A 20,878-nucleotide genomic window follows, 5' to 3' on the forward strand; every position below is an offset into this window, starting at 1 on the left:
CCCATGATGCGCCTGCCGCGGACGCGCGTCGAGTACTCAGGGCTTGACGAAGCGCTCGCCCGCGCCGAGGCGCTGCAGCCGCAGCCACTCACGGAACCCGGCAGGGTCGCGGCGCGTCACGAGAAAGTACCAGCCGAAGCGCACGAGCTCCTGCGGGATGAGCTTCCGGTTGCCCGGCTGGGTGAGCACGTAGCCGCGGTTGCGGTAGGTGAAATGCCGCTTGACCGGGTCGTCCGGGTACTGCGTGTGCATCCGCCCGCCGAGGATGGGCTTGAACTCGTCGGAGCCCTGCGGGTGCAGGTAGGCGGTGGTCAGGCAGGTGCCGAACCGCACCCCGGAGCGCACGAGCCGGCGGTGAACCTCGACCTCGTCGCCGCGGATGAACAGCCGCAGGTCCGGCACGCCCACGCGGTCCAGGCAGTCGGCGGTGAACAGCGCGCCGTTGAACAGCGAGGCGATCCCGGGCAGGAGGTCGTCGGTGCCGGCGGTCGATCCGCGCTCGGCGGCGCCGGAGCTGTCGGTGAACAGCTCGCTCCGGTACCGCCGCCACACGAGCCCGCGGCGCAGGGGGAAGGCCAGGCGGTCGGGGTCGTCGAGGTCGCACACCACCGGCGAGACCTCGTCCAGGCCGTGCCGGTCCAGGCAGGCGAGCAGGGTCTCCAGGACCTCGGGGCCCTCGGGGCGGCCGTCGTCGTCGGCGCACCACACGAGGTCGGCGCCCAGCGCCAGCGCGTGGAGCATGCCCAGCGCGAAGCCGCCGGCGCCGCCGAGGTTGTGCTTGGAGCCCAGGTAGGTGGCCTCGACGGGCTGGGACTCGACGAGCTCGCGGACCGCCGGCTCGTCGGCGTTGTCCACCACCACGAGGTGATCGACCGGGCGGCTCTGGCCACTGACCACGGCCAGCGACGCGCGCAGCTGCTCGAGGCGCCGGTGGGTCACCACCACCGCGATCACCGTCCGGGGATCGCGGACCTCGTCGTCACTCCCGGCCGCTCCGGCCCCGGCCGTACCGGCCCGGTTACCCTTCACGCCGCATCCGCTCCATGGCCTTGCGGACCGCCTCTCCGGCCTCGGGACCCTCGTAGGCGGTCACGACCTCCTCGATGCCGCCGCGCTGGCGGATGCGGCCGTGGTCGATCCACATGGCCGAGTCGCAGAGCTGGGCGAGGAAGTCGTTGGAGTGGGAGGCAAAGACGAGGATGCCGGACCGCGAGACCAGGTCGGCGAGCTTGACCCGCGCCTTCTTCATGAACTCCGCATCCACGGCGCCGATGCCCTCGTCGAGCAGCAGGATCTCCGGGTCGATCGAGGTCACCACGCCCATCGCGAGTCGCACACGCATGCCGGTCGAGTAGGTGCGCAGCGGCATGTCGAGGTAGTCGCCGAGCTCGGTGAAGTCGGCGATCTCCTCGATCTTGGTCTTCATCTGCTTGCGCGTCTGTCCCAGGAACAGGCCACGGATGATGATGTTCTCGTAGCCCGAGATCTCCGGGTCCATTCCCACTCCCAGGTCGAACACCGGCGCGACGCGGCCGCGGATCCGGGCGGCGCCGCGGGTGGGCTCGTAGATGCCGGACAGCAGGCGCAGCAGCGTGGACTTGCCGGCGCCGTTGTGCCCGACCAGGCCGATGCGGTCGCCCTCGCGCAGCGACAGGGTGATGTCCTTGAGGGCCTCCACGACGACGACGTTGGACGCGTTCCGCCCGATCACGCCGCCGGCCGAGCCGAGCACCGCCTTCTTGAGCGAGCGCGACTTGGCGTCGAAGATCGGGAAGTCCACGCACGCGTCCACGCAGTCGATGGACACGCCGCCGGGGGTGGGGGCTGCTCGGGTCACGTCGGTCCTCCTTCTTACACCCAGTAGGGGACTCGGGCGCGGAACGTGCGCAGGGCGAGGAAGGCCAACGCGAGGCCGACCGCGGTGCAGCCCAGGACGATCCACCAGTGGTACGCGGCGATCGGCTGGCCGATCATGGGCGCGCGCACGATCTCCAGGTAGTGGAACAGCGGGTTGAGCTCGGCGATCCGGGCCCGCTCGGCGACCTGGCCGCCCTGCTGCTTGAGCGTGGCCGTGGTCCACACGATGGGCGTCATGTAGAACAGCAGCTGCACGAGCGAGTCGAGCAGCGGGGCGATGTCGCGGAAGCGGGTCGCGAGGATGCCGAAGAGCATCGCCACCCACACGCCGTTGACGATGATCAACGCCAGCCCGGGGATAGCCAGCAGCAGGTCCCAGCCCAGCGGCCGTGGGTAGATCACCATGAGCGCCACCCAGATCACGAGGTTGTGGCACAGGAAGAGGAACTGCCGCCACACCAGCCGGTAGACGTGCACGCTGAGCGCGCTGGGCAGCTGCTTGATCAGGCCCTCGTTGGCGATGAAGACCTCGGCGCCGTCCTTGATGCAGCCGGAGAGGAAGCCCCAGAGGATCAGCCCCACCGTCACATGCGGCAGGAAGTCGGCGAGCGGGATCTGGAAGAGGATCGAGTAGAGCAGTCCGAGCGCGGCGGCCATGACGCCGGTGGCGATGGTGATCCACAGCGGGCCGAGCGTGGAGCGCCGGTAGCGCTGCTTGATGTCCTGCCAGCCGAGCGAGAGCCAGAGCTCGCGCTGGTGCAGCCCCTGGCGCAGGTCGCCGACGGCGCGACCGAAGGTCTGCGAGTCGTTGACGATCTCGGCGCGCACGCTCTCGTCGGGGAGGGTGGCCGACGAGGGGTCGGTTCCCGCCGGGTCTGTTCCCGCACTGTCGGAAGGGGACTGGTCCTGCACGAGGGCAGCGTACTAGAGGCCGGCCGGACACCCTCTGTGCAACTTGTTGCATATAGGGTGTCGCAGGCGTACCGTCACCCTCGACACGACAGAACCAGCACCGTGCTGGCGAAAGGACGACCGATGGCTCTCCCCCCCGTTCTCTCCGGCCCCCTGGCAGTGCCCGTGGTGGGCTCGCCGATGTTCATCTACTCCGGCCCCGAACTCGTGGCGGCCCAGTGTCAGGCCGGCGTGATCGGCGCGTTCCCCTCGCTCAACGCCCGCCCCCAGGCGGCATTGGGGGAGTGGCTGCGGCAGATCTCCGAGAGCAACGCCGCGTTCGCCGAGGCCAACCCGGACCGCTATGTGGCCCCGTTCGCGGTGAACCTCATCGTCCACCGTTCCAACGACCGGCTCGAGCAGGACCTGGCGACGGTCGTCGAGCACGAGGTACCCATCGTCATCACCTCGCTGGGCGCGCGAGAGGAGGTCAACGAGGCGGTCCACTCGTATGGCGGGATCGTCCTGCACGACGTGATCAACGACGCGTTCGCCCGCAAGGCGATCAGCAAGGGCGCCGACGGCCTGATCGCCGTGGCCGCCGGCGCCGGCGGCCACGCGGGGACCCAGTCGCCGTTCGCGCTGGTCCAGGAGATCCGAGAGTGGTTCGACGGGCCGCTGCTGCTCTCCGGCGCGATCGCCCACGGCCGCTCCGTCCTCGCCGCGCGGGCCGCGGGCGCCGACCTGGCCTACGTCGGCTCGGCGTTCCTCGCCACCGAGGAGTCCCGGGCGATGGTGGGCTACAAGCAGATGATCGTCGACAGCTCCGCCGCCGACATCGTCTACAGCAACCTCTTCACCGGCGTCCACGGCAACTACCTGCGGGGCAGCATCGTGGCCGCCGGCCTGGACCCGGACGACCTCGCCGAGTCGGACCCGTCCGCCATGGACTTCGGGTCCGGGGGCGGCTCCGACTCGAAGGCCTGGCGCGACATCTGGGGGGCCGGCCAGGGCGTGGGGGCGGTCAAGGAGGTCGTGTCCACGCTCGAGCTGGTCGAGCGGCTCCGGGCCGAGTACGAGCAGGCCGGCGTGGCGCTGACCGGATGTCGCTGAAGTTCGCGATCCTCACCTCGCTGACCGAACGCGCGGGTAGCGGAATCGAGCTGGCCCGGCGGTTCGACAGGTCGATCGGCTACTTCTGGCCCGCCACCCACCAGCAGATCTACCGGGAACTGGGCAGGTTGTGTGACGACGGGCTGATCCGCGAACTGCCGAGCGAGGGGCCGGTCGGTCGTGGGCAGCCGCGCAGGTTCGAGGTCACCGCCGAGGGTTCGGACTCGCTGCAGGAATGGATCAGCGAGGTCGACGATCCCGAACCCATGCGGTCGACGATCGCGGTCCGGGTCCGGGCGGCCGCCGCTACCGGGGGCGCGGGCGAGGTCCGGCAGGCGCTCGTCCATCACCGTGAGCGGCGGCTGGAGATGCTGCGCCGGTATCGCGAGATCGAGCAGCGGGACTTCGCCGGCATCGCCCCCGACGATGCCCACGCCGTTCTCCAGCACCGGGTGCTCGTTCTGGGGATCGAGGTGGAGCAGGCGTGGATCGAGTGGTGTGACCAGACCCTCGCGTCGCTGGAAGGCCTTCCGCCCCGGGGCGGTGATGACATGCTGGACAGATGACCCGACGACGGCCCCTCGACCGCGCGACCGGCGTCCTCGGCCGGATCCGTGGCGACCTCCTGGACGGCGACGTCGTCTACCTCCTCGCCCCCGCGGGCCATCCGAATTACGGAGACGAGCTGCTCCTGCGCACGTGGCTGCGGGTGCTGGAGCGGCTGCGCCCCCGTACCCGCGTGGTGGTGGACTGCCACACCCCGGGCCAGGCCGCGCTGCTGCACCGCGGCGCCAACGCCGACGTGGTGTTCACCGACACCGTGTGGCGGCTCGTGGCCGAGTGCTCCGGCGCCGAGGACCCGGGCCGGGCCGCGGTGGACCTCGTGCGGCGGGCGCTCGCCGACCCGGGGACGCGCCCCGCGCTGGCGGCGGGCGTCGAGACGCTGCTCGGCGCCTCGGTGGTGCACGTGATCGGCGGCGGGTTCGTCAACGCACACTGGCCGCACCACCTGGGGGTGCTCGCGGCGGCGTCGGAGGCGGCCCGGCTCGGCGGGGCCCGCGCCGTGGCCACGGGCCAGGGCCTGGTGCCCGTGGGCGACGGCGCGATGCTGGCCGAGGCGCTGGACGGGGTCGAAAGTGTGACGACGAGGGATGCGGCCTCGCGCGCGGCGCTGGCGGACGCGGGCCGGGCCGACGGCGTGGACCTGGTGGGCGACGACGCCTGGCTCGCGCTCTCGGAGTGGGCCCGCCCGGGCGATCTCTACCGGGACGACCCGGACGTGGCCCGGGACGTGGTGCTGTGTCTGCAGTCGGACCTCGGCGACGTCGACGCCGTCACCGCCCTGGCCGGCGAGACGCTGCGCGGCTGGGCGGTGCCAGGGGAGCGGATGACGGTGATCGAGGGCATCCCCGGCGCGGACCGCGTGGTGTGGGACCGGCTCGTCGCCTCCCCGCTCGGCGCCGAGCTCGGGCTCGCCGCGTCCCGCTTCGTGCCGTTCGATGAACTGTGGCGGACCGGGCTGCCGGCCCGGCCGGGACAGGCGTGGCTCTCCACGCGCTTCCACCCGCACCTGCTGGCCGCCGCGGCCGGCGCCTCGGGCGCGGCCGTGGCGGTTGACCCGGACTACTACGGCGCCAAGCATGCCTCCGTCCGGGACGCCGGCTCGGCGTGGACCCTCACCGGCCCCGGCGACGCGGCCCCGGCGCTCCCCGCCGACGGGGGTGTCGGCGCAGGCGAGGTGGCCCGCCGGGTGGAGGCGGCCGAGCAGCTCGCCGCCCGCCTCTACCGCCCGAACTGATTTCCGGCGGCACGCGGGCCCGCGCGGCGATACCGTTGGGGTATGAGCGCGAGCAGGTGGACACTCTCCGACACCGAGGGCGACCTGCGACTGTACACCGGCGTCAGCGGCCGGGTCTCCGGCGCCGGCCCTCAAGTCGCTGGGGGAGAAGAAGCACCCCACGATCAGCTACCGCGCTGCCACCGTCGAATTGGTGACGGGCGGCTTCCGCCTCGACGGCACGCTCCCCGTCAACGGCACCGCGTACCGGCAGGTCGCCGACGAGGTGCGGGTGACCCTCGACGCCGAGTGCACGCCGCCGGGGGTCAGGACACGGTGAGCAGGATCTTCCCGTAGCTGTCGCCCGATCCGAGCAGCGCGAGTGCCTCCGCCGCGTCCGCCAGCGGCATCTCGCGCGAGACCATCGTCGTCACATCCCCCGCCGCGACCATGGGCCACACCCGCTCCACCACCTCGGAACAGATGCCGGCCTTGCCGCCGGGGCCGTCGACCGGTCGCGCGCGCAGGTTGGTGGCGAGGATCCCGCCGCGGCGCGGGAGGAGAGCGCCCAGGTTGAGCTCGCCCTTGACCCCACCCTGCAGGCCGATCACCACGACCCGGCCGTCCGGGGCGAGCGAGGCGACGTTGCGCTCGAGGTACTTGGCGCCCATCACGTCGAGGACCAGGTCGACGCCGCGGCCCCGCTCGTCGCCCGAGGTCCAGTCGGTGACCTTCTCCACGAAGTCCTCGCTTCGGTAGTCGATCGCCAGGTCGGCGCCCAGGTCGCGGCACCGCTGCACCTTCTCCGGGCCGCCGGCGGTGGTGGCGACGCGCGCGCCGAGCGCCCGGCACACCTGGATCGCGTGCGAGCCGATGCCGCCCGCGCCGCCGTGGATCAGGACGCGCGGGGCGCCCAGTTCCGTCTCGCCCCAGCGGGCGGTGGCGGCCAGGACACCGCTACCGAGCCCGCCGGTCATGGCGAGGTTGGACCACACCGTGCACGCCACCTCGGGCAGAGAGGCCGCCTCGGTGAGCGACACGCCCTCTGGGACGGGCATGACCTGGCCGACCGGGACGGCCACCTTCTCCGCGTAGCCGCCGCCGGCGAGCAGCGCGCACACCTCGTCGCCCGCGGCCGGGCCCTCGACGCCCTCGCCGACCGCCGAGATCCGGCCCGAGCACTCCAGGCCCAGGATGTCGGACGCGCCGGGCGGCGGCGGGTACAGGCCCTTGGTCTGCAGGAGGTCGGCGCGGTTGACCGCGGTCGCGGCCACGTCGATCACGACCTCGCCGGGGCCCGGTTCCGGGTCGGGCACCTCGGCCAGGTGCAGGGTCTCGGGGCCGTCGTCGTACCGGATCGCCTTCATGCCCTAGACGGTAGTCGCGGTTGCCGTCCGGGGCAGCTGGTGCGCGGAGTGCTAAAAAGGCGCGCCTTTTCAGGTGCCGAATCCGACGCAGTGTTCTGCGCATGTCACACACGCGGCTGCCTAGCCCCATGGCGCACAGTTGGCATGGCTGATCCAGTAGCTGAGCGCCCTGGCTGCGAATCCCTCGTGAGTCGCAAATATGCTCGAGAAAAGGGTCCTCCCCTCAGGGTCCAGGGTATGTCCTCCACTCATTTTGCCAGCGCATTGAGTTGGTGCCCTAAGGCACAACGGACTGCGTACGAGGTTGCAGCATGGGTACCGAGTCGGTTGGCAGGGCGGCCTGATCGTACTATTCGGCTCGTTCTATTGCTCGGTAGCTAGCGCCTTGATGCGATCCAATATGGCATCAGCGTGGTCGTAGATGCTGTCAACAGATGAGATCGCATGGACGGCTTCCTTTTTGTCTTTGTCGAAAACTCCGATTCTCCAGTTTTCTGTATTGAAGTACAGGCGGACGATTGGCTTTCGGTTATTGTCGTCGAAGAGGACAGCGCAGTACGACTTGGCATCTCGCATCGACACCCTTGAGACTGGTACTGCCTGGCGTGCGATCGCCTTGATTACCTGGACAGCTTCCACCTCTTCGTCGGTGGTTTCGATTCCGTCATCAGCAGGAAGGGCCTTGGCGAGGTTTGCAGCGTCGTCCGCTGGCGGGGGAATCTGTTCAGGTGACCTGCCCTCGTCTAGATCTTGTGCGCTCTTGAGGCGTCGATTTGCTTCGTCCTTCATGAACTGCGAGCCGGAAGTTGCAACGATTTCCCGGAAGGAGTCAATCACGGGGGCAGTCAGGCGCCGTGTAGTCACCCGAGCGGCGAAATAGCGGACCCAATCGTCTGACGGCTCCTTGAATTCGCTCGCCATTACTTTCTTGACTTCGGCGATGTACTTTAGTTGCTCAGCCGACTCGATGATGGTCTCCGCGTCGAACTTTCCCTTGGTGCACTTCTCTAGATGGGGGAATATCCGGGCGTCGATGTTTGCGAGGTCCAGCGTCATGAATGGCTTTTCGTCCATTCGGTTCGCGGCATCGAGCTGGGCGTAAAAGTGGTAGATCTCTCCATTCGTGAGTATCGCAAACTCGGTGTCGGTCACGTTGAAGTATCGGATTAGCTGCGTAGCGTGGTCCAAGCTGAGGGGCGAGCCGACGGTTTTGCATTCGATAAGAAACCGGAAGTCGTCGCCCTTCTTGATGGCGTAGTCAACCTTCTCGCCCTTTTTCTTTCCGATGTCTGCAACGTACTCCGGAATAACTTCGCGTGGATCGAAGATATCGTAACCAAGTACGTCCTGAATAAATGGTGCGATGAATGCGGTCTTCGTTGCCTCTTCTGTGTTGATATGCGACTTTAGGTCCCGAACTTTTGCGGCAAGTTGACGGACGGATTCTTCGATGGCAGACATGGCAACTCCGATTTCGGTGGGCACTGCTACGTCAATTTGTATCAGGTGCGCCGACAATTTCTCTGAAGATTCCGAGTATGTCGCTGTTTGTCGGCTACCTTGCCGGAACCTCAGTCTCCGAAGCATATGTCGGGCGCGCCGGGCGGGGGGCGGGTACAGGCGCTTGGCCTGCAGTAGCTCCGCGCGGTTGACTGCCGTCGTCCCGTCGATCACATCTTCGCCGGGCGGCGCTCCTGGTCGGGCGCCTCGGCTAGGTGCAGGCTTCCGGCGCCGTCGGCCGCCGTCCGGGAGGGCGTGCACCCGGTCTGGCGGCCGTCCTCGACCGTCCCCGCGCTGGTGGTCACCTTGATGTTGGAGACGTCGTGGTCGTGACGGTCGACGCCGGATCGTCGGCCGAACGGTCGAGGAACGCACACGACGAGGACTCCGGTGCCCACGATGAGCGGGCGGTGGAGGCGGGTGCCGGCGTGCATCTGCTCGACGTATCCCGAGGTCGTCGCCCGTCGCATCCTACGCACAGAGACTCGGGAGCGGTTTCACGTGGAACCACGCGCCCGGGCGTGTTGCGGGTGACGTCGTGCGCGACTCGGGTCCGGCCGGGCTCGTGAACTACGATTGGATCCGGCCTCGGGCGCTGCCGCGGGGCCGGGGAGGTGTGGCAGAGCGGCCGAATGCACTCGCCTTGAAAGCGAGCGTCCCTAACCCGGACCGGGGGTTCAAATCCCTCCACCTCCGCCGACCCCCGCTCGCGGGGCCGCGCGTCAGCGGAGAACCCGCACGCGCCCCGGCTCGGGGGCGTGGATCGGCCCCTCCTGGGAGACGTACCGGATGAGGGCCTCGATGTCCGTGAGGTCGGCCTCGCGACGCGTGTCGAGGGAGGCCAGCGGGGAGCCGCCGAACTCGGGGGAGGTAAGGAACTCGTTGGCCACAACGGTGTACTCGCGGGCGGGATCGACCGGCTCGCCGTCGACGTGCAGTTCGGTGACCCGGGATCCGGCCGGGCGCCGCGTGTCCACCGTGTAGCGCACGTTGGCGGAGACGGCCGGGCCGTTGTCGCCGATGTCGTCGGCGAAGTGGTCGAAGGCCCGGTGGAGTTCCTCGCCGGTCAGTGTCACCAGGTAGAGGCGGTCGCCGTAGGGCTGGACGGTGTGCAGCGTGGCGTAGTCGAGGGGGCCGGCGGGCAGGTCGGTGCGCAGCGAGTCGGGGTTGGACAGGGCGAGGTCGGCGCCCCGGTCGCGGGCCGCGGCGAGCTGGCCGTCGGCGATCACGTCGGCCAGCGGGGACTCGCCGTGGGCGTTCATGGCGCGCGGGATCTCGGTGGCGGCGGTGCCCAGCACCTTTCGGCCGGCAGGCGCGGCGGCCGCCTTGGCCTGGCGGATGAACTCGACCGTGTCGGCGTCCGGCGCGATGTCGAGGTTGACCGTCTGGTTGAACGCTGCGGTCAGGGGCCGCACCACGTCTCCGGTGGCGGGGTCCACGGCGAGGTCCACGACCGTCACGGACCGCCCGTGCGAGGCGGGCGCCACCACCATGCGCTCGTCGTTCTCCGCGTCGAGGAACCGGCAGGTCGCCGGCCCGCCGGAGGCGCCCACGATGAGGGCGTCCACGGCCGGGTTGAGGTCGCGGGTCACGTCGAGGTCTCCCAGTTCCTCGGGGCAGGCGCCGGGGTCGAGGTTGCCGTGGACGGGATGGGCGTGGACCAGGCCGACGATCGTCTCGACGCCGAGGAAGCGCAGTGCCTCCACGGCCTCGTCGAGGGCGCGCATCGGGTCCGAGAGCTGCATGGCGTCGTCGTCACCGGTCCGGGGCGGGGTGAGGGCCACGACCCCCACGCGGACCTCGCCGACCCGGTGGACGGAGTACGGGAAGGTGGGTGCCGCGTCGGGGGCGGGGGCGGCGTTGGTGGCGAGGAAGGGGAACGTCGCGCCGTGGAACGGGGGCAGGGGCGGGTCGGTGCGGCAGTCCTCGTCGGTCCGGCAGCCGGGGGTGACGAGCGACCGGAGGTGCGTGCCGCCCTTCTCCAGCTCGCGCTTGCCCACGCCCACGCCGTCGACGCCGAGGCGGTTGAAGAACTGCACGGTGGGCCGGTCGTCGAGTAGCGCGGCCTCCGGGGTCGTGCCGCCGATCGCGTCGCCGGTGGCCAGGAGCAGCGAGTTGTCGGCCTGGTCGCGCAGCTTGCCGATGGTCGCGGCGAGGTGGGCGCCGCCCCCGGCGGGGCGGACGTTGCCGGAACCGTCGCGCAGCTCGCCCTGGAAGCCGACGGGGCGGTCGAGTGCGCCGGAGAACTCGCCGATCCCCAGGATGCGGACGGTCTCGGTCTTGGCCGCGGGGCTCCAGCTCCGCGAGGGGCCGGGGCGTGCGTCGGCGCCGGGCGCCACGGCGGTGGCCAGGAACAGGACGCCGACCGCCAGGAGCGCCAGCGTGGCGATCAGCGTCCGGCTCGGCGACGGGGTCCGGAGTCGGACACCCGCCGCGGTGTTGCCTGTGTCCACATCGGCGCTCACCGGGCCCGCATCGGGGTGCGGGCTCGGTTGCTGCATCCGTCTCCTCAGGAGATGGTGGTCCGCCGCGGTACGGCGGGTGGCGGTGGCGTGCGGGTACGCGGGCACGTCCGCCGGGCTGTCGGCCATGGTGCCGTCACGAGGTCACGGGACCCCGCCGGGATGGTCACGTTCCGGTTACGAATGAGCGCGCCGCGGCGAGGAAGCGGTCGTTCTCGTCCGGGTCGCCGATCGTCACCCGCACGCCGTCGCCGGCGAAGCAGCGCGGGATCACGAGGTGCTCACGGCAGTGGACGTCGAAGGACGCGGCGTCGGCGCCGAGCGGCAGCCATACGAAGTTTGCCTGCGAATCCGGCACGGCGTATCCGGCCTCGACCAGGGCGTCCCGGACGCGCGTCCGTTCCGCCACCACCGCGTCCGTCCGGGCGCGCAACTCGTCCCCCGCGTCCAGGCACGCGATGCCCGCCGCCTGGGCGAGCGAGCTCACCGAGAACGGCACCACCATCTTGGCCACCGGCACCACGAGCTCGGTCGGGCCGACGAGGTAGCCCACCCGGATCCCGGCCAGGCCGTACGCCTTGGAGAAGGTCCGCAGGGACACCACGTTGGGTCTGGTCGTCGCCTCGGCCACACCGTCCACGGGGTCGTCGCCGCGCACGTACTCGTAGTAGGCCTCGTCGAGCGCCACCGTGACCCGCTCGGGTACCCGGTCGAGGAACGCGTGGAGGTCCGCGCGGGAGACCGCCGGGCCGGTGGGGTTGTTGGGGGTGCACACGAAGATCAGGCGGGTGCGGTCGGTCACGACACCGGCGATCGCGTCGAGGTCCAGCGCACCGTCGGGCCGGTTGGGGACCTGGACCGGCACGGCGTGGGCGATGCGGGAGATGATCGGGTACGCCTCGAAGGAGCGCCAGCCGAAGATCACCTCGTCGCCCGGCGCGCACAGGGCCTGGACGAGCTGCTGGCACAGCGCCACCGAGCCGCAGCCGGCTGTGACGTTGCCGGGGTCGACCCCCAGGTGCCCGGCCAGTCGCTCGACCAGCGCGTGCGCCGTGATGTCGGGATACCGGTTCGCGCCCGTCGCGGCCTTCGTGATCGCCTCGGCCACGCTCGGCAGCGGCCCGGCGGTGGTCTCGTTGGAGGCCAACTTGACCGCGCCCGGCACGGAGGCGCCGGGGACGTAGGCGGGGATGGCGTCGAGGTCGCTGCGCACGTCGGGGGACATGGGTACAGCGTAGGGCGAGCGGGGGCGAGGGGATGACGGCGAGGTGTCCGGTCGTTTTGCGCGGGCCCGCGCCCGGTGTGTACTGTTATCCCTCGTTGGCTCAGCAGAGCCTCCAGGAGGCGTGCCAGAGCGGCCGAATGGGACTCACTGCTAATGAGTTGTCCTCCTACAAGGGGACCGGAGGTTCAAATCCTCTCGCCTCCGCCATGTCGGAGCAGCCGGGACACCGGATGATCTGGCACGACAAATGAATATGCGCCCGTAGCTCAATGGATAGAGCACTTGACTACGGATCAAGAGGTTAGGGGTTCGAGTCCCTTCGGGCGCACTACACCGGAAGCCCCATCGTCATCAGACGGTGGGGCTTCCCCCGTCAGTAGCCACGTTGCGTTGACGCCCGTGGCCATCGCCCAGGCCATCACCGTGGCTCGCCGAGGCGACTTGCCCGCCTCGTAGTTCTGGACCGTCTGCCGTGCCGATCCGATCAGCTTGGCTAGCTCTGTCTGTGTGAGGCCGGCAGTCTGCCGAGCCACCAGAAGCCGCACCGGGAGGTCAATTGCCGGGATTCTGCCCACTTCGTACGCGCTCGTCATATGTCCAACGTTAGGCCGCATGCAGGTCAGGGGCAAGAAACAACAAGCGTGCAATTCAAAAGCGCGTGTTCGCTAGACATGTCTTAGGCATACGCCTAATCTGTTCCTCATGGAACTGCTCAACTCTGCCGAGGCCGCCGAGCTACTCGGCGTGTCCAAGTGGCACGTCTCTCGCATGGTCCGCGCCGGCAAGCTCGCCGCCGCCGTCCAGGCACCCGGCCCGCGTGGCGCGTTCCTGTTCGACCCCGAGGCCGTCCGCGCCCTCGCCGAGTCCAGGAGGACCGCATGACCGCCCCCGAGGTCCGGGCCGTCGTGACGCTGCATGGCCGGCGCGCCGATGCCGTGTCAATCGAGGACGTGTGCGACGGCGACCGTGCCGCCCGCGCTCGTCACCAGTGGGCCGGCGGCGCGCTCCGCGCCGGGGTCCGCGTGACCCTCGTCCCGGTGGCCAACTCGTGAGCCTCGACTGGACCAACCCCGCCCACCCCGTTTCGAGGCCGGCCTCGCCGGTGTCGTGCCGCGAGTGCGGTGTCCCGTTTCAGGCCGGCCACGTGCCCGTCGCCGACCCACTGTGCGCCGAGTGCGCCCAGTGGGCCGCCGAGGGGCTCGTGTCTATCCAGACCACCCTCGACCTGCCCAGTACCCGACGACACGGGGGTGAGGCAGACCTGATCTAGCGCACCACCGGGACGACGCGGCCACCAGTCGCGAACGTCCCACCGTCGTTATGTTGCGAGTTCGACGTTAACCAACCGCAGGCTAGTACAAATGCCCACATTGTCCCCCGGGACCAGGACGCCTAGCCCGTCCGCATCGATCCGAACGCTGGCAAGCGCGACGACCGATGGAATACCGACACGCTCCCTCATCGCGAGGGGGCTAGAGGTGCTGGTGACGGCGAGCGTGGGAGGAACTTATCGGCGAAAGCCGGGTGACCTAGGGCCGCTCCGGGAGAGAACCACCCACCGCGACCCACCACCCGGTGACCCACCACCAAGAGACAGGACACCTCGATGACCACCCGACGGAATCGAACACAGCGTAAGAAGTCCAACCCGATGGGGACCAACGATCGGACCCGCCGCCTGACTGCCGAGTTCGGACCTAAACCGAACTTCCTGACGTGGCGCGCGTACCACGCCCTGGCCGCGACCGACCCCGACAAACTCCGCGCGCTGTGCTCCCGCCGGCCCGCCGCCCTGGAGGTGACCCGATGACCCGGCCCGCGCACGCCGACGAACTGGCCGTGTCCCTGCTCCGCCTCGGCACACTCCGGGTCGCCCTGACCGACTTCACCGAATCGTTGTCCCTATCGACCGCGTTGTGGGACCACCTCGACCCGATGACCAAGACGCGCGCGCTCCAGCTCCACGACCTCGTGATGCTCGTCGGCGAGGACCTGGACCGCATCAAGTCCCGGGTGAACTATCCGGCCGGGGGTGCGCTGTGATCCCGTCGTGGCATGAGCGCGCCAAGTGCGCCGGCGACCTCGCGTTCATCGAGCGCGTCGAGGCCGTGGCCGACAACAAGCGACGCGCCGCCGCGCGTGCCGCGTGCGCCGGCTGTCCCGTCCTGACCGAGTGCGCCGTCGAGGGGCTGGAGACTAGCGCGTACGCCGTCGTCCGCGCCGGCGTGTGGCTCCGCGCGAACGGACAAAGGACCCGCACCGCCGACCGGCATGAACTCGTCGCCATTGTCGCCTCCGCCCGTGCCCGTGCCGTAGACCGGCCCGACCGCCCGCTGAGCGTGTCGGCATGAGTTGGGGTGGCCGGAAGTCGCAGACACTCCGAATCCTGACTCTGGCGACCCACGGGGACACCTGCCACCTATGCGGCGCCCCGGGCGCCACGACCGCCGACCACGTCGTCCCCCGCGCCCTCGGCGGTCCCGACACCCTCGATAACCTCCGGCCCGCGCACGCGGCGTGCAACTCGTCGCGTGGCAAGGAATCGGTCGAGGCGTGGCGAGAACGTCGAGGGATCGGCGGCGCGCGCGGCGCGAGCGGCGCGCGCGCGGCGCCGAGAAGGTGGTGACGGTCGCCGCCCGGCCCCGCGTTTCTTTGGTGGCCGCCCCCACAGGAAGCCCCGCGCCCCCTTTTCTCCCCCCCACGACGAACAGCCGGGGGGTCGGCCCGTCCCCCCACCCCCCACCCCCCTGATCCGACCAGATAGGACCCCACCATGACCGATCCGCACCCGCCCGAGGACGGGGGGCTGTTCGACTTGCCGGCCCAGGACACCGGCCGGCATGAGCGCGCCTTCATCGAGGCCTTCACCGCCGGGGAATCGGCCCGGATGCTAGAACCGATCGACCGTGCCCTCATGTCGGTCGCCCTGGCCGGCGCCGCCGCCCTGGACCGGGCCGAGGCGATCGGGTCGCCGGGGAAATCGGTCTATCCCGTGGCCCAGTTGATCGGCCCGACCCGCGAGGTGCTGGAATCTCTGCGACTGTCCCCGTCGGTCCGCGCGTCGGCCGTGGACGATGCGATCGAGGGGGTGCTCCGTGACCTCGCCACCCCCGCCGACGGCCCCGCCCAGGTTCCTCACGACCTCGATAGGTAGGACGTTCGGCCCGGCGATCGCCCGAACCGGCGAGTTGCTCGGCACCCCGTTCATGCCGTGGCAGTCCTCGGCGGCCGACCTGATCGGCGCCGTAGACGGCCGCAACCTGTATGCCCATGCGACGGTCGCCGTGTCGGTCCCGAGGCAGTCGGGGAAAACCACGATGGCCGGCGCCGTCATGGTCCACCGCGCCCTGACCGGGCCGCGCCGTAAAATCTGGTACACCGCCCAGACCGGGCAAGACGCCCGTAAACGGTGGCTAGAGCTGGTCGACGCCGTGCAAGCCTCGCCGCTCCGGTCCCTGGTGACCGTCAAGCGCACCAACGGCTCCGAGGGGCTGATCTTCGCCAACGGGTCGGCCGTGCGCCCGTTCCCGCCGACCGAGGACGCCCTACACGGTGAACAGTCCGACCTCGTCGTCCTCGATGAGGCGTGGGCGTTCACCGAGTACGAGGGGGACTTCCTGGTACAGGCGATCATTCCGACGCAGGCGACCCGGCCCGGCGCGCAGACACTCATCGTCTCGACCCGGGGGACCGCCGAATCGGCATGGTTCCACAACTACGTCGCCCGGGGCCGGGCCGGCGACGGCGTCGCCCTGATCGACTACGGGATACCCGACGACGCCGACCCCGACGACCTCGACACGGTCGCCGCCTGGCATCCGGCCTACGGGCACACGATGGACCGGGCCGCCCTGGCCCGCGCCCAGACCGGCATGACTGCGGCCCAGTTCGCCCGCGCCTACGGAAACCGCGCCACCGGCGCCCGTGAACGGCTGGTCGATCCGGCCGCCCTGGCCGCCGCCGACCACCCCGGCGAGTTCGACCGGCACGCCGTGCCGCTGGCGTTCGGCGCCGCCGTGGACCTCGACCGCACCGAAACCGCGATCGTCGCCGCCGCCGAGGTCGACGGCCGGCCTGTTGTCGAGGTGATCGAACACCGGCCCGGCACCGCGTGGGCCGCCCCCCGCCTGACCGAACTGGTCGGCCGCTGGTCGGCGCACGGCCTGGTCATCGACCCGACCGGCCCGTCCTCGACCCTCCACGACGCCCTCGACCGGGCCGAGGTGGACCTCATGCCGTTCGCCGGCCGCGACCGCACCACCGCCGACACCGACCTACTCGACCGCCTCCGGCACACCGACCAGAACGGGCACCCCGACCCGCTGGTGGGCATCGTGCACCACCCCGCCCTCGACGCCGCCCTGGACATCGTCACCATGCGCCGGATCGGCGACGGCCTCGCCTTCAGTCGACGCGGGTCACCCGGCCCGATCGCCGTCCTCGAAGCCGCATCTAACGCGGTCTACGCCCTGGCCCACCGACCGGCCGCCCAGGCCGCCCCCGAAATGAGGTTCGCATGATCGACATCGACACCACCGCTCACTCGCTGGTGGTCACATGCTCCGCGTGCCCGTCCTGGCGCGAACTCTGCGCCACCCGGCCGGCCGCGTGGACCGTCGCCGCCGGCCACCTGACCCGCACCCACGGCGACGTCCACGCCGCGAGCAAGGCACGCGCCGCCGCCGCCGTGGCCGGAAAACGTCGACGGTCCCCGGATAGTGGTGTCCGTGGGAATCTTCCAGACCTTACGCACGGCGGCACGCCTGCCCGACCTGCTGGCGACGACGACCACGCCGGCGCCGGTGTCCCTGGCCTCGCCGTGGTCTAGGCCCAACCACCTACAGCCGATCGTCGCCGGCGATCTGTTCGACGCCGACCGCCTGCCGATGACCCGCGAGGCCGCCATGAAAGTGCCGGCCGTCGCCCGCTCCCGCCGCCTGATCTGTACCACGATCCCGCGATTCCCACTGGTGGCCATCGACCGGGACGGCGAGCCGCTGGCCGAACAGCCGCCGTTCCTGACCCGCTCCGACGGGACCCTGTCGCCGTACCACCGCCTACTCTGGACCATAGATGACCTGTTGTTCTACGGCTGGTCACTGTGGGCCGTGCGCCGGTACGCCGACACGGGCAAGGTGTCCGCCGCCGAACGTATCCCACGCGCCCGGTGGACGTTCGACGCCGACGGTCACATACTGCTCGACGGCGACCCGGCCGACCCCGACACCGTCCTACTGTTCCCCGGCCTCGATGAAGGGCTGCTCTCCTACGGTGACCGGGCCGTGCGTCACGCCGACCGCCTGGCCCGCGCCGCCGACACGGCCGCCGAGACACCAATGGCCAACCTGGAACTTCACCAGACCTCGACCGCGCCCATGTCGGATGAGGAAATCGACCGCATGATCGCCCGGTGGGCCGCGGCCCGCCGGGGCAAGAACGGCGGTGTGGCCTACACCAACCACGCGATCGAACTCCGCGAGCACGGCGCCGCGTCCGAACACCTGTTGATCGAGGGCCGCAACGCCGCCGCCGTCGACGTCGCCCGCGCGATCGGTATCCCGGCCGCCATGATCGACGCCACCGGCCCGTCGTCGTCCCTGACGTACCAGACCGTCCAGTCCCGGAACGCCGAGTTCCTGGACTACGGCCTGGCCCCGTTCATGTCGGCGGTGACCGCGCGCCTGGGCATGGACGACGTCGTCGCCGCCGGCGTCTCTGTCCGCTTCGACCTCGGCGGGTACGTCACCCCGGTCGGGACGACCGTATCGACCCCCGACGATCACACCCCGCCGCCCGCCGACGGCGGCGCCCTGGACCTGAAGGTGGACCGATGAAGTCATGGGCGACCCTCGACGCCGACGTGGTCAAACTCGTCGGCGCGCACCGCTACACCGCCGGCCGCGCCGGCGCGTCCATCTCCGAGGTAGTGGTCCACCACAACGCCGGCATCAACACCGTGGAATCGGTGTGGGAACTGTGGCAATACTCCCGCGCTGCGTCGGCCCACTACCAGGTCGAATCCGGCGGCCGCATCGGACAGTTGGTGTGGGACCGGGACACCGCGTGGCACGCCGCCGATCAGGTGGTGAACCGTCGCTCTATCGGCGTCGAGGTGTCTAACTCCGGCGGCGAGCTTGCCGACTGGCCGATCACCGACACGGCCGTGACCGAGGCCGGCCGCCTGGTCGGCGCGATCTGCCGAGTCTACGGCCTCGGCGCCCCGGTCGCCGGCCGTAACGTGACGTTTCACCGCGACTACGCCGCCACCTCGTGCCCCTACCACCTGGCGCCGGGGGGCAAGTACCACGCCGCCCTCATGGCCGCCGCCGTTGACTGGTACCAGCACCTGACCACCGACCCCGACCCCGAGGACACCGACATGGGACTCACCCCCCGGCAGTCGCACCAACTGGACGACCTCACCGAACAGCTAACCGGGTCCCCGAACCCCGGCGAGTTCCCCGGCTGGCCGCAACTCGACCACATGACACCGGTCGACTATCTGGCCGACCTCGGCGCCCGACTGGCCCGCATCGAGGAAAGGACAGACCAGTGATGTTCTCACTTCTCGTGATCGCCGCCACCATCACCAGCATGGTCGGCGTCGTCTCCGCAGAACACCGCGAGGCCCGACGATGACCGCCGCCCTCGCCCTGGTCGCCGGCGTCGTCCTCGGCGCCTCGGCCGTGTTCCTGGCCGTCGCGGTGTGGGCCGCCGATATCGTCACCGCCGCCGAACGCTCTAGGAACTCGCATGAGCAACCCCCTACACCTACCCGCCACCCCGCCGGCCGACGACCAGCCCACGCAGACACAACGGCCGTGGCGGACCACGCTCCGAACCACGATCGCCGCCGCGTGGGGGCTGGTGCCACTATGGCCCGTGATCGTCGGCGAGTTGAACCTCGACCGGACGATTCCGTGGGTCGCCGGGTCCCTAGCCGTGACGGCCGCCCTCACCCGGATCGCGGCGAACCCGCGCGCCGAGGCGTGGCTGGCCGAGTGGCTCCCGTGGCTGGCCGCCGACCCGACGGCAGGGGGAAAGCACCGCAAGGGGTGACCGTCCTGGCGACCGCGCCGGCCGTCGCCGGCGACACGGTCACCGTCACCACCGCCGGGGACACCGCCGATATCGAGGCCTCGGCCCGGTCCCGAACACTGACCGTCCTCGCCCTGCCCTACGGCCGTCGAGGACGGCTCACCCAGGGTAACTATGACGTCACCCCGGGATCGCCGCGCCTGCCCGAGGACCTGGCCCGCGTCAAACTACTCACCGACCACCGCAACAAGCCGGGTGCTACATCTGTAGGCCACCTGGTCGCCGCCGAACACACCGACGCCGGCCTGGTCTGCACCTTCAAAATCGGATCGGGGGACCTGGCCGACCGTGCCCTGTCCCACGCCCTCGAACGCACCCGGGACGCCGTATCGGTCGAGTTGTCCGAGGTCCAGTTCTCCGGTCACACCATCACCGACGCCTACCTGGACGCCGTCGCCCTGGTCGACGTCCCCGCCTTCGATGACGCCCGCGTCATCGAAGTCCACGCCACCGCCCGCACCACCCGCACAGAAGGAACCCCCGCTATGGATGCTCTTTCCCTGTACCGCTCCCTGATCGCCGCCGGCCGTGACGCCGACGACGCCCGCGCCGCCGTCGAGGCCTCGTTCGGCGCCGACGGCCTGGCCGAGGTCGACGCCGCCGCCGAGGCCACGCCGGCCGCCGAGGCCACGCCGGCCGCCGTGGCCGCCTCGCGCCGGCCCGCCGCCGCTCCGGCCGGCCTGACGCACATGGCCGCCCGTCCGGCCGCCCTGTCGTTCGCCGGCGTCGTGGACACCCTGATCGCCGCCCGATCGGGCCGCACCGATCAGACCGTGTTCGCCGCCCTGGCCGACATTACCCAGACCGCCACGATGGACACCCAGAACGCCAAGTGGCTCGGCGAACTGTGGGACGGCTCCGACTATGAGCGCACCGTGGTCCCGCTGGTCACCCAGACTCAACTCACCAGCCCGACCGTCGTCGGATGGAAGTGGACCACCACGCCCGAAATCGCCGAATACGCCGGCGATAAGGCTGAGATTCCGACCGGGTCGGTCGCCTTCGAGAAGGTCACCGCCGAGGCCAAGCGACTCGCGTTCGGCGCCGACATCGACCGGATTCACTGGGACTTTGGACAGACCGCGATCATCGACGCCTGGTTCCGTAAACTCGGCGAATCGTACAAGCGGGTCACCGACGAAATCGTGGCCGACTTCATCACCAGCAACGCCCGCGAGGTCACCGGTATCGGCTCATCCGCCACCCCGGCCCCCGACATGCTCCGCGCCGCCGCGATCGGCGCCCAGCGTATCAAGATCGACACCCGGGGAACCGCCGCCTCGTTCGTCCTGGTCAACCCCGAGGACATGCTGAGCCTGCTGGACTTCTCGCAACTGGACTCGCCCGAGTTCCTCAACGTCCTCGGCATCGACCCGACCCGGTGGGTCGCCTCCGAGTTCGTCGCCCCCGGCGCGGTCACCGTCGGCGCCCGGCAGGCCGTCCAGTTCTCCGAACTCGGATCGGTACCGATCCGAGTGCTGGCTGAGCATGTTTCCCACGGTGGCCGCGACGGCGCCGTGTTCGGCTATCACTCCGAGTTGCTCACGTCCGACAAGGGACTCGTCAACGTCAAGTTCGGCGCCTGACC

Annotated in this window: 25 protein-coding genes and 3 tRNA genes; 19 read left to right on the forward strand and 9 right to left on the reverse strand. The window is 70.3% G+C overall.

Annotated elements, in window-relative coordinates:
* Positions 1-36 precede the first annotated feature (36 nt).
* The 3 genes from ACH0BZ_RS07185 to ACH0BZ_RS07195 all read right to left on the reverse strand — a co-directional run bounded on the left by ACH0BZ_RS07185 (position 37) and on the right by ACH0BZ_RS07195 (position 2,685).
* On the reverse strand, positions 37-951 hold the full coding sequence (locus ACH0BZ_RS07185; RefSeq protein WP_406897404.1) for a glycosyltransferase: 915 nt from the start codon (positions 949-951) through the stop codon (positions 37-39).
* Between the two features lie 67 nt (positions 952-1,018).
* Positions 1,019-1,807, reverse strand: coding sequence for an ABC transporter ATP-binding protein (locus tag ACH0BZ_RS07190; protein WP_406897405.1), 789 nt, complete (start codon positions 1,805-1,807; stop codon positions 1,019-1,021).
* A 44-nt stretch (positions 1,808-1,851) separates the two neighbouring features.
* Positions 1,852-2,685, reverse strand: a complete 834-nt coding sequence (locus tag ACH0BZ_RS07195; protein WP_406897407.1) for an ABC transporter permease — start codon at positions 2,683-2,685, stop codon at positions 1,852-1,854.
* Between the two features lie 207 nt (positions 2,686-2,892).
* Between ACH0BZ_RS07195 and ACH0BZ_RS07200 the strand changes: the two genes are divergently transcribed.
* The 4 genes from ACH0BZ_RS07200 (at position 2,893) to ACH0BZ_RS07215 (ending at position 5,978) form a co-directional block, all read left to right on the forward strand.
* Positions 2,893-3,861, forward strand: coding sequence for an NAD(P)H-dependent flavin oxidoreductase (locus ACH0BZ_RS07200; RefSeq protein ID WP_406897335.1), 969 nt, complete (start codon positions 2,893-2,895; stop codon positions 3,859-3,861).
* Positions 3,852-4,427 carry a PadR family transcriptional regulator gene (locus tag ACH0BZ_RS07205; RefSeq protein WP_406897336.1) on the forward strand — a complete coding sequence of 192 codons (576 nt, stop codon included), beginning with the start codon at positions 3,852-3,854 and terminating at the stop codon, positions 4,425-4,427. Before ACH0BZ_RS07200 ends, ACH0BZ_RS07205 begins: the two co-directional genes overlap by 10 nt.
* A complete protein-coding gene (locus ACH0BZ_RS07210) occupies positions 4,424-5,659 on the forward strand; it encodes a polysaccharide pyruvyl transferase family protein (RefSeq protein WP_406897338.1) in 1,236 nt (411 codons plus the stop codon). Before ACH0BZ_RS07205 ends, ACH0BZ_RS07210 begins: the two co-directional genes overlap by 4 nt.
* A gap of 193 nt (positions 5,660-5,852) precedes the next feature.
* A complete protein-coding gene (locus tag ACH0BZ_RS07215; protein ID WP_406897340.1) occupies positions 5,853-5,978 on the forward strand; it encodes a hypothetical protein in 126 nt (41 codons plus the stop codon).
* Here ACH0BZ_RS07215 and ACH0BZ_RS07220 read toward each other — a convergent pair.
* The 3 genes from ACH0BZ_RS07220 to ACH0BZ_RS07230 form a co-directional block, all read right to left on the reverse strand.
* On the reverse strand, positions 5,965-7,005 hold the full coding sequence (locus ACH0BZ_RS07220; RefSeq protein WP_406897341.1) for an NAD(P)H-quinone oxidoreductase: 1,041 nt from the start codon (positions 7,003-7,005) through the stop codon (positions 5,965-5,967). The genes ACH0BZ_RS07215 and ACH0BZ_RS07220 overlap by 14 nt on opposite strands.
* A 363-nt stretch (positions 7,006-7,368) precedes the next feature.
* Complete coding sequence (locus ACH0BZ_RS07225; protein ID WP_406897343.1) at positions 7,369-8,466, reverse strand: type I restriction enzyme HsdR N-terminal domain-containing protein; 1,098 nt, start codon at positions 8,464-8,466, stop codon at positions 7,369-7,371.
* A 209-nt stretch (positions 8,467-8,675) separates the two neighbouring features.
* The gene (locus ACH0BZ_RS07230) at positions 8,676-8,975 is read right to left on the reverse strand and encodes a hypothetical protein (RefSeq protein WP_406897345.1); all 300 of its coding nucleotides are present in this window, start codon (positions 8,973-8,975) and stop codon (positions 8,676-8,678) included.
* A gap of 140 nt (positions 8,976-9,115) precedes the next feature.
* Between ACH0BZ_RS07230 and ACH0BZ_RS07235 the strand changes: the two genes are divergently transcribed.
* Positions 9,116-9,201 (forward strand) — tRNA-Ser (locus ACH0BZ_RS07235).
* A 26-nt stretch (positions 9,202-9,227) separates the two neighbouring features.
* On the opposite strand, the gene ACH0BZ_RS07240 is transcribed toward ACH0BZ_RS07235, so the two are convergent.
* A complete protein-coding gene (locus tag ACH0BZ_RS07240; RefSeq protein ID WP_406897346.1) occupies positions 9,228-11,096 on the reverse strand; it encodes a bifunctional metallophosphatase/5'-nucleotidase in 1,869 nt (622 codons plus the stop codon).
* Positions 11,097-11,133: 37 nt separating this feature from the next.
* Positions 11,134-12,192, reverse strand: a complete 1,059-nt coding sequence (locus tag ACH0BZ_RS07245) for a pyridoxal phosphate-dependent aminotransferase (protein WP_406897347.1) — start codon at positions 12,190-12,192, stop codon at positions 11,134-11,136.
* Positions 12,193-12,307: 115 nt separating this feature from the next.
* Between ACH0BZ_RS07245 and ACH0BZ_RS07250 the strand changes: the two genes are divergently transcribed.
* Both ACH0BZ_RS07250 and ACH0BZ_RS07255 read left to right on the forward strand, forming a co-directional pair.
* Positions 12,308-12,399 (forward strand) — tRNA-Ser (locus tag ACH0BZ_RS07250).
* Positions 12,400-12,447: 48 nt separating this feature from the next.
* Positions 12,448-12,520, forward strand: a tRNA-Arg gene (locus tag ACH0BZ_RS07255).
* Here ACH0BZ_RS07255 and ACH0BZ_RS07260 read toward each other — a convergent pair.
* Positions 12,486-12,806: a helix-turn-helix domain-containing protein gene (locus tag ACH0BZ_RS07260; protein WP_406897348.1), complete on the reverse strand. Its 321-nt coding sequence runs from the start codon at positions 12,804-12,806 to the stop codon at positions 12,486-12,488. The genes ACH0BZ_RS07255 and ACH0BZ_RS07260 overlap by 35 nt on opposite strands.
* An 88-nt stretch (positions 12,807-12,894) precedes the next feature.
* On the opposite strand from ACH0BZ_RS07260, the gene ACH0BZ_RS07265 reads away from it, so the two are divergent.
* The 12 genes from ACH0BZ_RS07265 to ACH0BZ_RS07320 all read left to right on the forward strand — a co-directional run bounded on the left by ACH0BZ_RS07265 (position 12,895) and on the right by ACH0BZ_RS07320 (position 20,876).
* Entirely contained in the window at positions 12,895-13,074 is a 180-nt protein-coding gene (locus ACH0BZ_RS07265; RefSeq protein ID WP_406897349.1) for a helix-turn-helix domain-containing protein, read from the forward strand.
* The gene (locus ACH0BZ_RS07270; protein WP_406897350.1) at positions 13,071-13,244 is read left to right on the forward strand and encodes a hypothetical protein; all 174 of its coding nucleotides are present in this window, start codon (positions 13,071-13,073) and stop codon (positions 13,242-13,244) included. The genes ACH0BZ_RS07265 and ACH0BZ_RS07270 overlap by 4 nt, the downstream gene beginning before the upstream one ends.
* A 554-nt stretch (positions 13,245-13,798) precedes the next feature.
* Positions 13,799-14,002 carry a hypothetical protein gene (locus ACH0BZ_RS07275; RefSeq protein WP_406897351.1) on the forward strand — a complete coding sequence of 68 codons (204 nt, stop codon included), beginning with the start codon at positions 13,799-13,801 and terminating at the stop codon, positions 14,000-14,002.
* A complete protein-coding gene (locus tag ACH0BZ_RS07280; protein ID WP_406897352.1) occupies positions 13,999-14,235 on the forward strand; it encodes a hypothetical protein in 237 nt (78 codons plus the stop codon). Before ACH0BZ_RS07275 ends, ACH0BZ_RS07280 begins: the two co-directional genes overlap by 4 nt.
* Complete coding sequence (locus tag ACH0BZ_RS07285) at positions 14,232-14,543, forward strand: WhiB family transcriptional regulator (protein WP_406897353.1); 312 nt, start codon at positions 14,232-14,234, stop codon at positions 14,541-14,543. Before ACH0BZ_RS07280 ends, ACH0BZ_RS07285 begins: the two co-directional genes overlap by 4 nt.
* Positions 14,540-14,818, forward strand: coding sequence for an HNH endonuclease (locus ACH0BZ_RS07290; protein WP_406897355.1), 279 nt, complete (start codon positions 14,540-14,542; stop codon positions 14,816-14,818). Before ACH0BZ_RS07285 ends, ACH0BZ_RS07290 begins: the two co-directional genes overlap by 4 nt.
* 147 nt (positions 14,819-14,965) lie before the next feature.
* Positions 14,966-15,346: a hypothetical protein gene (locus ACH0BZ_RS07295; protein ID WP_406897357.1), complete on the forward strand. Its 381-nt coding sequence runs from the start codon at positions 14,966-14,968 to the stop codon at positions 15,344-15,346.
* Positions 15,288-16,712 carry a terminase large subunit domain-containing protein gene (locus tag ACH0BZ_RS07300; RefSeq protein ID WP_406897359.1) on the forward strand — a complete coding sequence of 475 codons (1,425 nt, stop codon included), beginning with the start codon at positions 15,288-15,290 and terminating at the stop codon, positions 16,710-16,712. Before ACH0BZ_RS07295 ends, ACH0BZ_RS07300 begins: the two co-directional genes overlap by 59 nt.
* Positions 16,713-16,919: 207 nt before the next feature.
* Positions 16,920-18,026 carry a phage portal protein gene (locus ACH0BZ_RS07305; protein WP_406897360.1) on the forward strand — a complete coding sequence of 369 codons (1,107 nt, stop codon included), beginning with the start codon at positions 16,920-16,922 and terminating at the stop codon, positions 18,024-18,026.
* Entirely contained in the window at positions 18,023-18,748 is a 726-nt protein-coding gene (locus tag ACH0BZ_RS07310; protein WP_406897361.1) for an N-acetylmuramoyl-L-alanine amidase, read from the forward strand. The genes ACH0BZ_RS07305 and ACH0BZ_RS07310 overlap by 4 nt, the downstream gene beginning before the upstream one ends.
* A 197-nt stretch (positions 18,749-18,945) precedes the next feature.
* Positions 18,946-19,251: a hypothetical protein gene (locus tag ACH0BZ_RS07315; protein WP_406897362.1), complete on the forward strand. Its 306-nt coding sequence runs from the start codon at positions 18,946-18,948 to the stop codon at positions 19,249-19,251.
* Entirely contained in the window at positions 19,248-20,876 is a 1,629-nt protein-coding gene (locus ACH0BZ_RS07320) for a hypothetical protein (protein WP_406897363.1), read from the forward strand. Before ACH0BZ_RS07315 ends, ACH0BZ_RS07320 begins: the two co-directional genes overlap by 4 nt.
* The last annotated feature ends 2 nt before the right edge of the window (positions 20,877-20,878 follow it).

The sequence above is a fragment of the Dietzia sp. 179-F 9C3 NHS genome (assembly GCF_045369825.1).
GTDB lineage: Bacteria > Actinomycetota > Actinomycetes > Mycobacteriales > Mycobacteriaceae > Dietzia.

Coding starts and splice junctions, on each gene's coding strand:
- ACH0BZ_RS07200 (WP_406897335.1), top strand. CDS start 2,893: ATGGCTCTCCCCCCCGTTCTCTCCGGCCCCCTGGCAGTGCCCGTGGTG.
- ACH0BZ_RS07205 (WP_406897336.1), top strand. CDS start 3,852: ATGTCGCTGAAGTTCGCGATCCTCACCTCGCTGACCGAACGCGCGGGT.
- ACH0BZ_RS07210 (WP_406897338.1), top strand. CDS start 4,424: ATGACCCGACGACGGCCCCTCGACCGCGCGACCGGCGTCCTCGGCCGG.
- ACH0BZ_RS07220 (WP_406897341.1), bottom strand. CDS start 7,005: ATGAAGGCGATCCGGTACGACGACGGCCCCGAGACCCTGCACCTGGCC.
- ACH0BZ_RS07225 (WP_406897343.1), bottom strand. CDS start 8,466: ATGTCTGCCATCGAAGAATCCGTCCGTCAACTTGCCGCAAAAGTTCGG.
- ACH0BZ_RS07230 (WP_406897345.1), bottom strand. CDS start 8,975: ATGCGACGGGCGACGACCTCGGGATACGTCGAGCAGATGCACGCCGGC.
- ACH0BZ_RS07240 (WP_406897346.1), bottom strand. CDS start 11,096: ATGGCCGACAGCCCGGCGGACGTGCCCGCGTACCCGCACGCCACCGCC.
- ACH0BZ_RS07245 (WP_406897347.1), bottom strand. CDS start 12,192: ATGTCCCCCGACGTGCGCAGCGACCTCGACGCCATCCCCGCCTACGTC.
- ACH0BZ_RS07260 (WP_406897348.1), bottom strand. CDS start 12,806: ATGCGGCCTAACGTTGGACATATGACGAGCGCGTACGAAGTGGGCAGA.
- ACH0BZ_RS07265 (WP_406897349.1), top strand. CDS start 12,895: ATGGAACTGCTCAACTCTGCCGAGGCCGCCGAGCTACTCGGCGTGTCC.
- ACH0BZ_RS07270 (WP_406897350.1), top strand. CDS start 13,071: ATGACCGCCCCCGAGGTCCGGGCCGTCGTGACGCTGCATGGCCGGCGC.
- ACH0BZ_RS07275 (WP_406897351.1), top strand. CDS start 13,799: ATGACCACCCGACGGAATCGAACACAGCGTAAGAAGTCCAACCCGATG.
- ACH0BZ_RS07280 (WP_406897352.1), top strand. CDS start 13,999: ATGACCCGGCCCGCGCACGCCGACGAACTGGCCGTGTCCCTGCTCCGC.
- ACH0BZ_RS07290 (WP_406897355.1), top strand. CDS start 14,540: ATGAGTTGGGGTGGCCGGAAGTCGCAGACACTCCGAATCCTGACTCTG.
- ACH0BZ_RS07295 (WP_406897357.1), top strand. CDS start 14,966: ATGACCGATCCGCACCCGCCCGAGGACGGGGGGCTGTTCGACTTGCCG.
- ACH0BZ_RS07310 (WP_406897361.1), top strand. CDS start 18,023: ATGAAGTCATGGGCGACCCTCGACGCCGACGTGGTCAAACTCGTCGGC.
- ACH0BZ_RS07315 (WP_406897362.1), top strand. CDS start 18,946: ATGAGCAACCCCCTACACCTACCCGCCACCCCGCCGGCCGACGACCAG.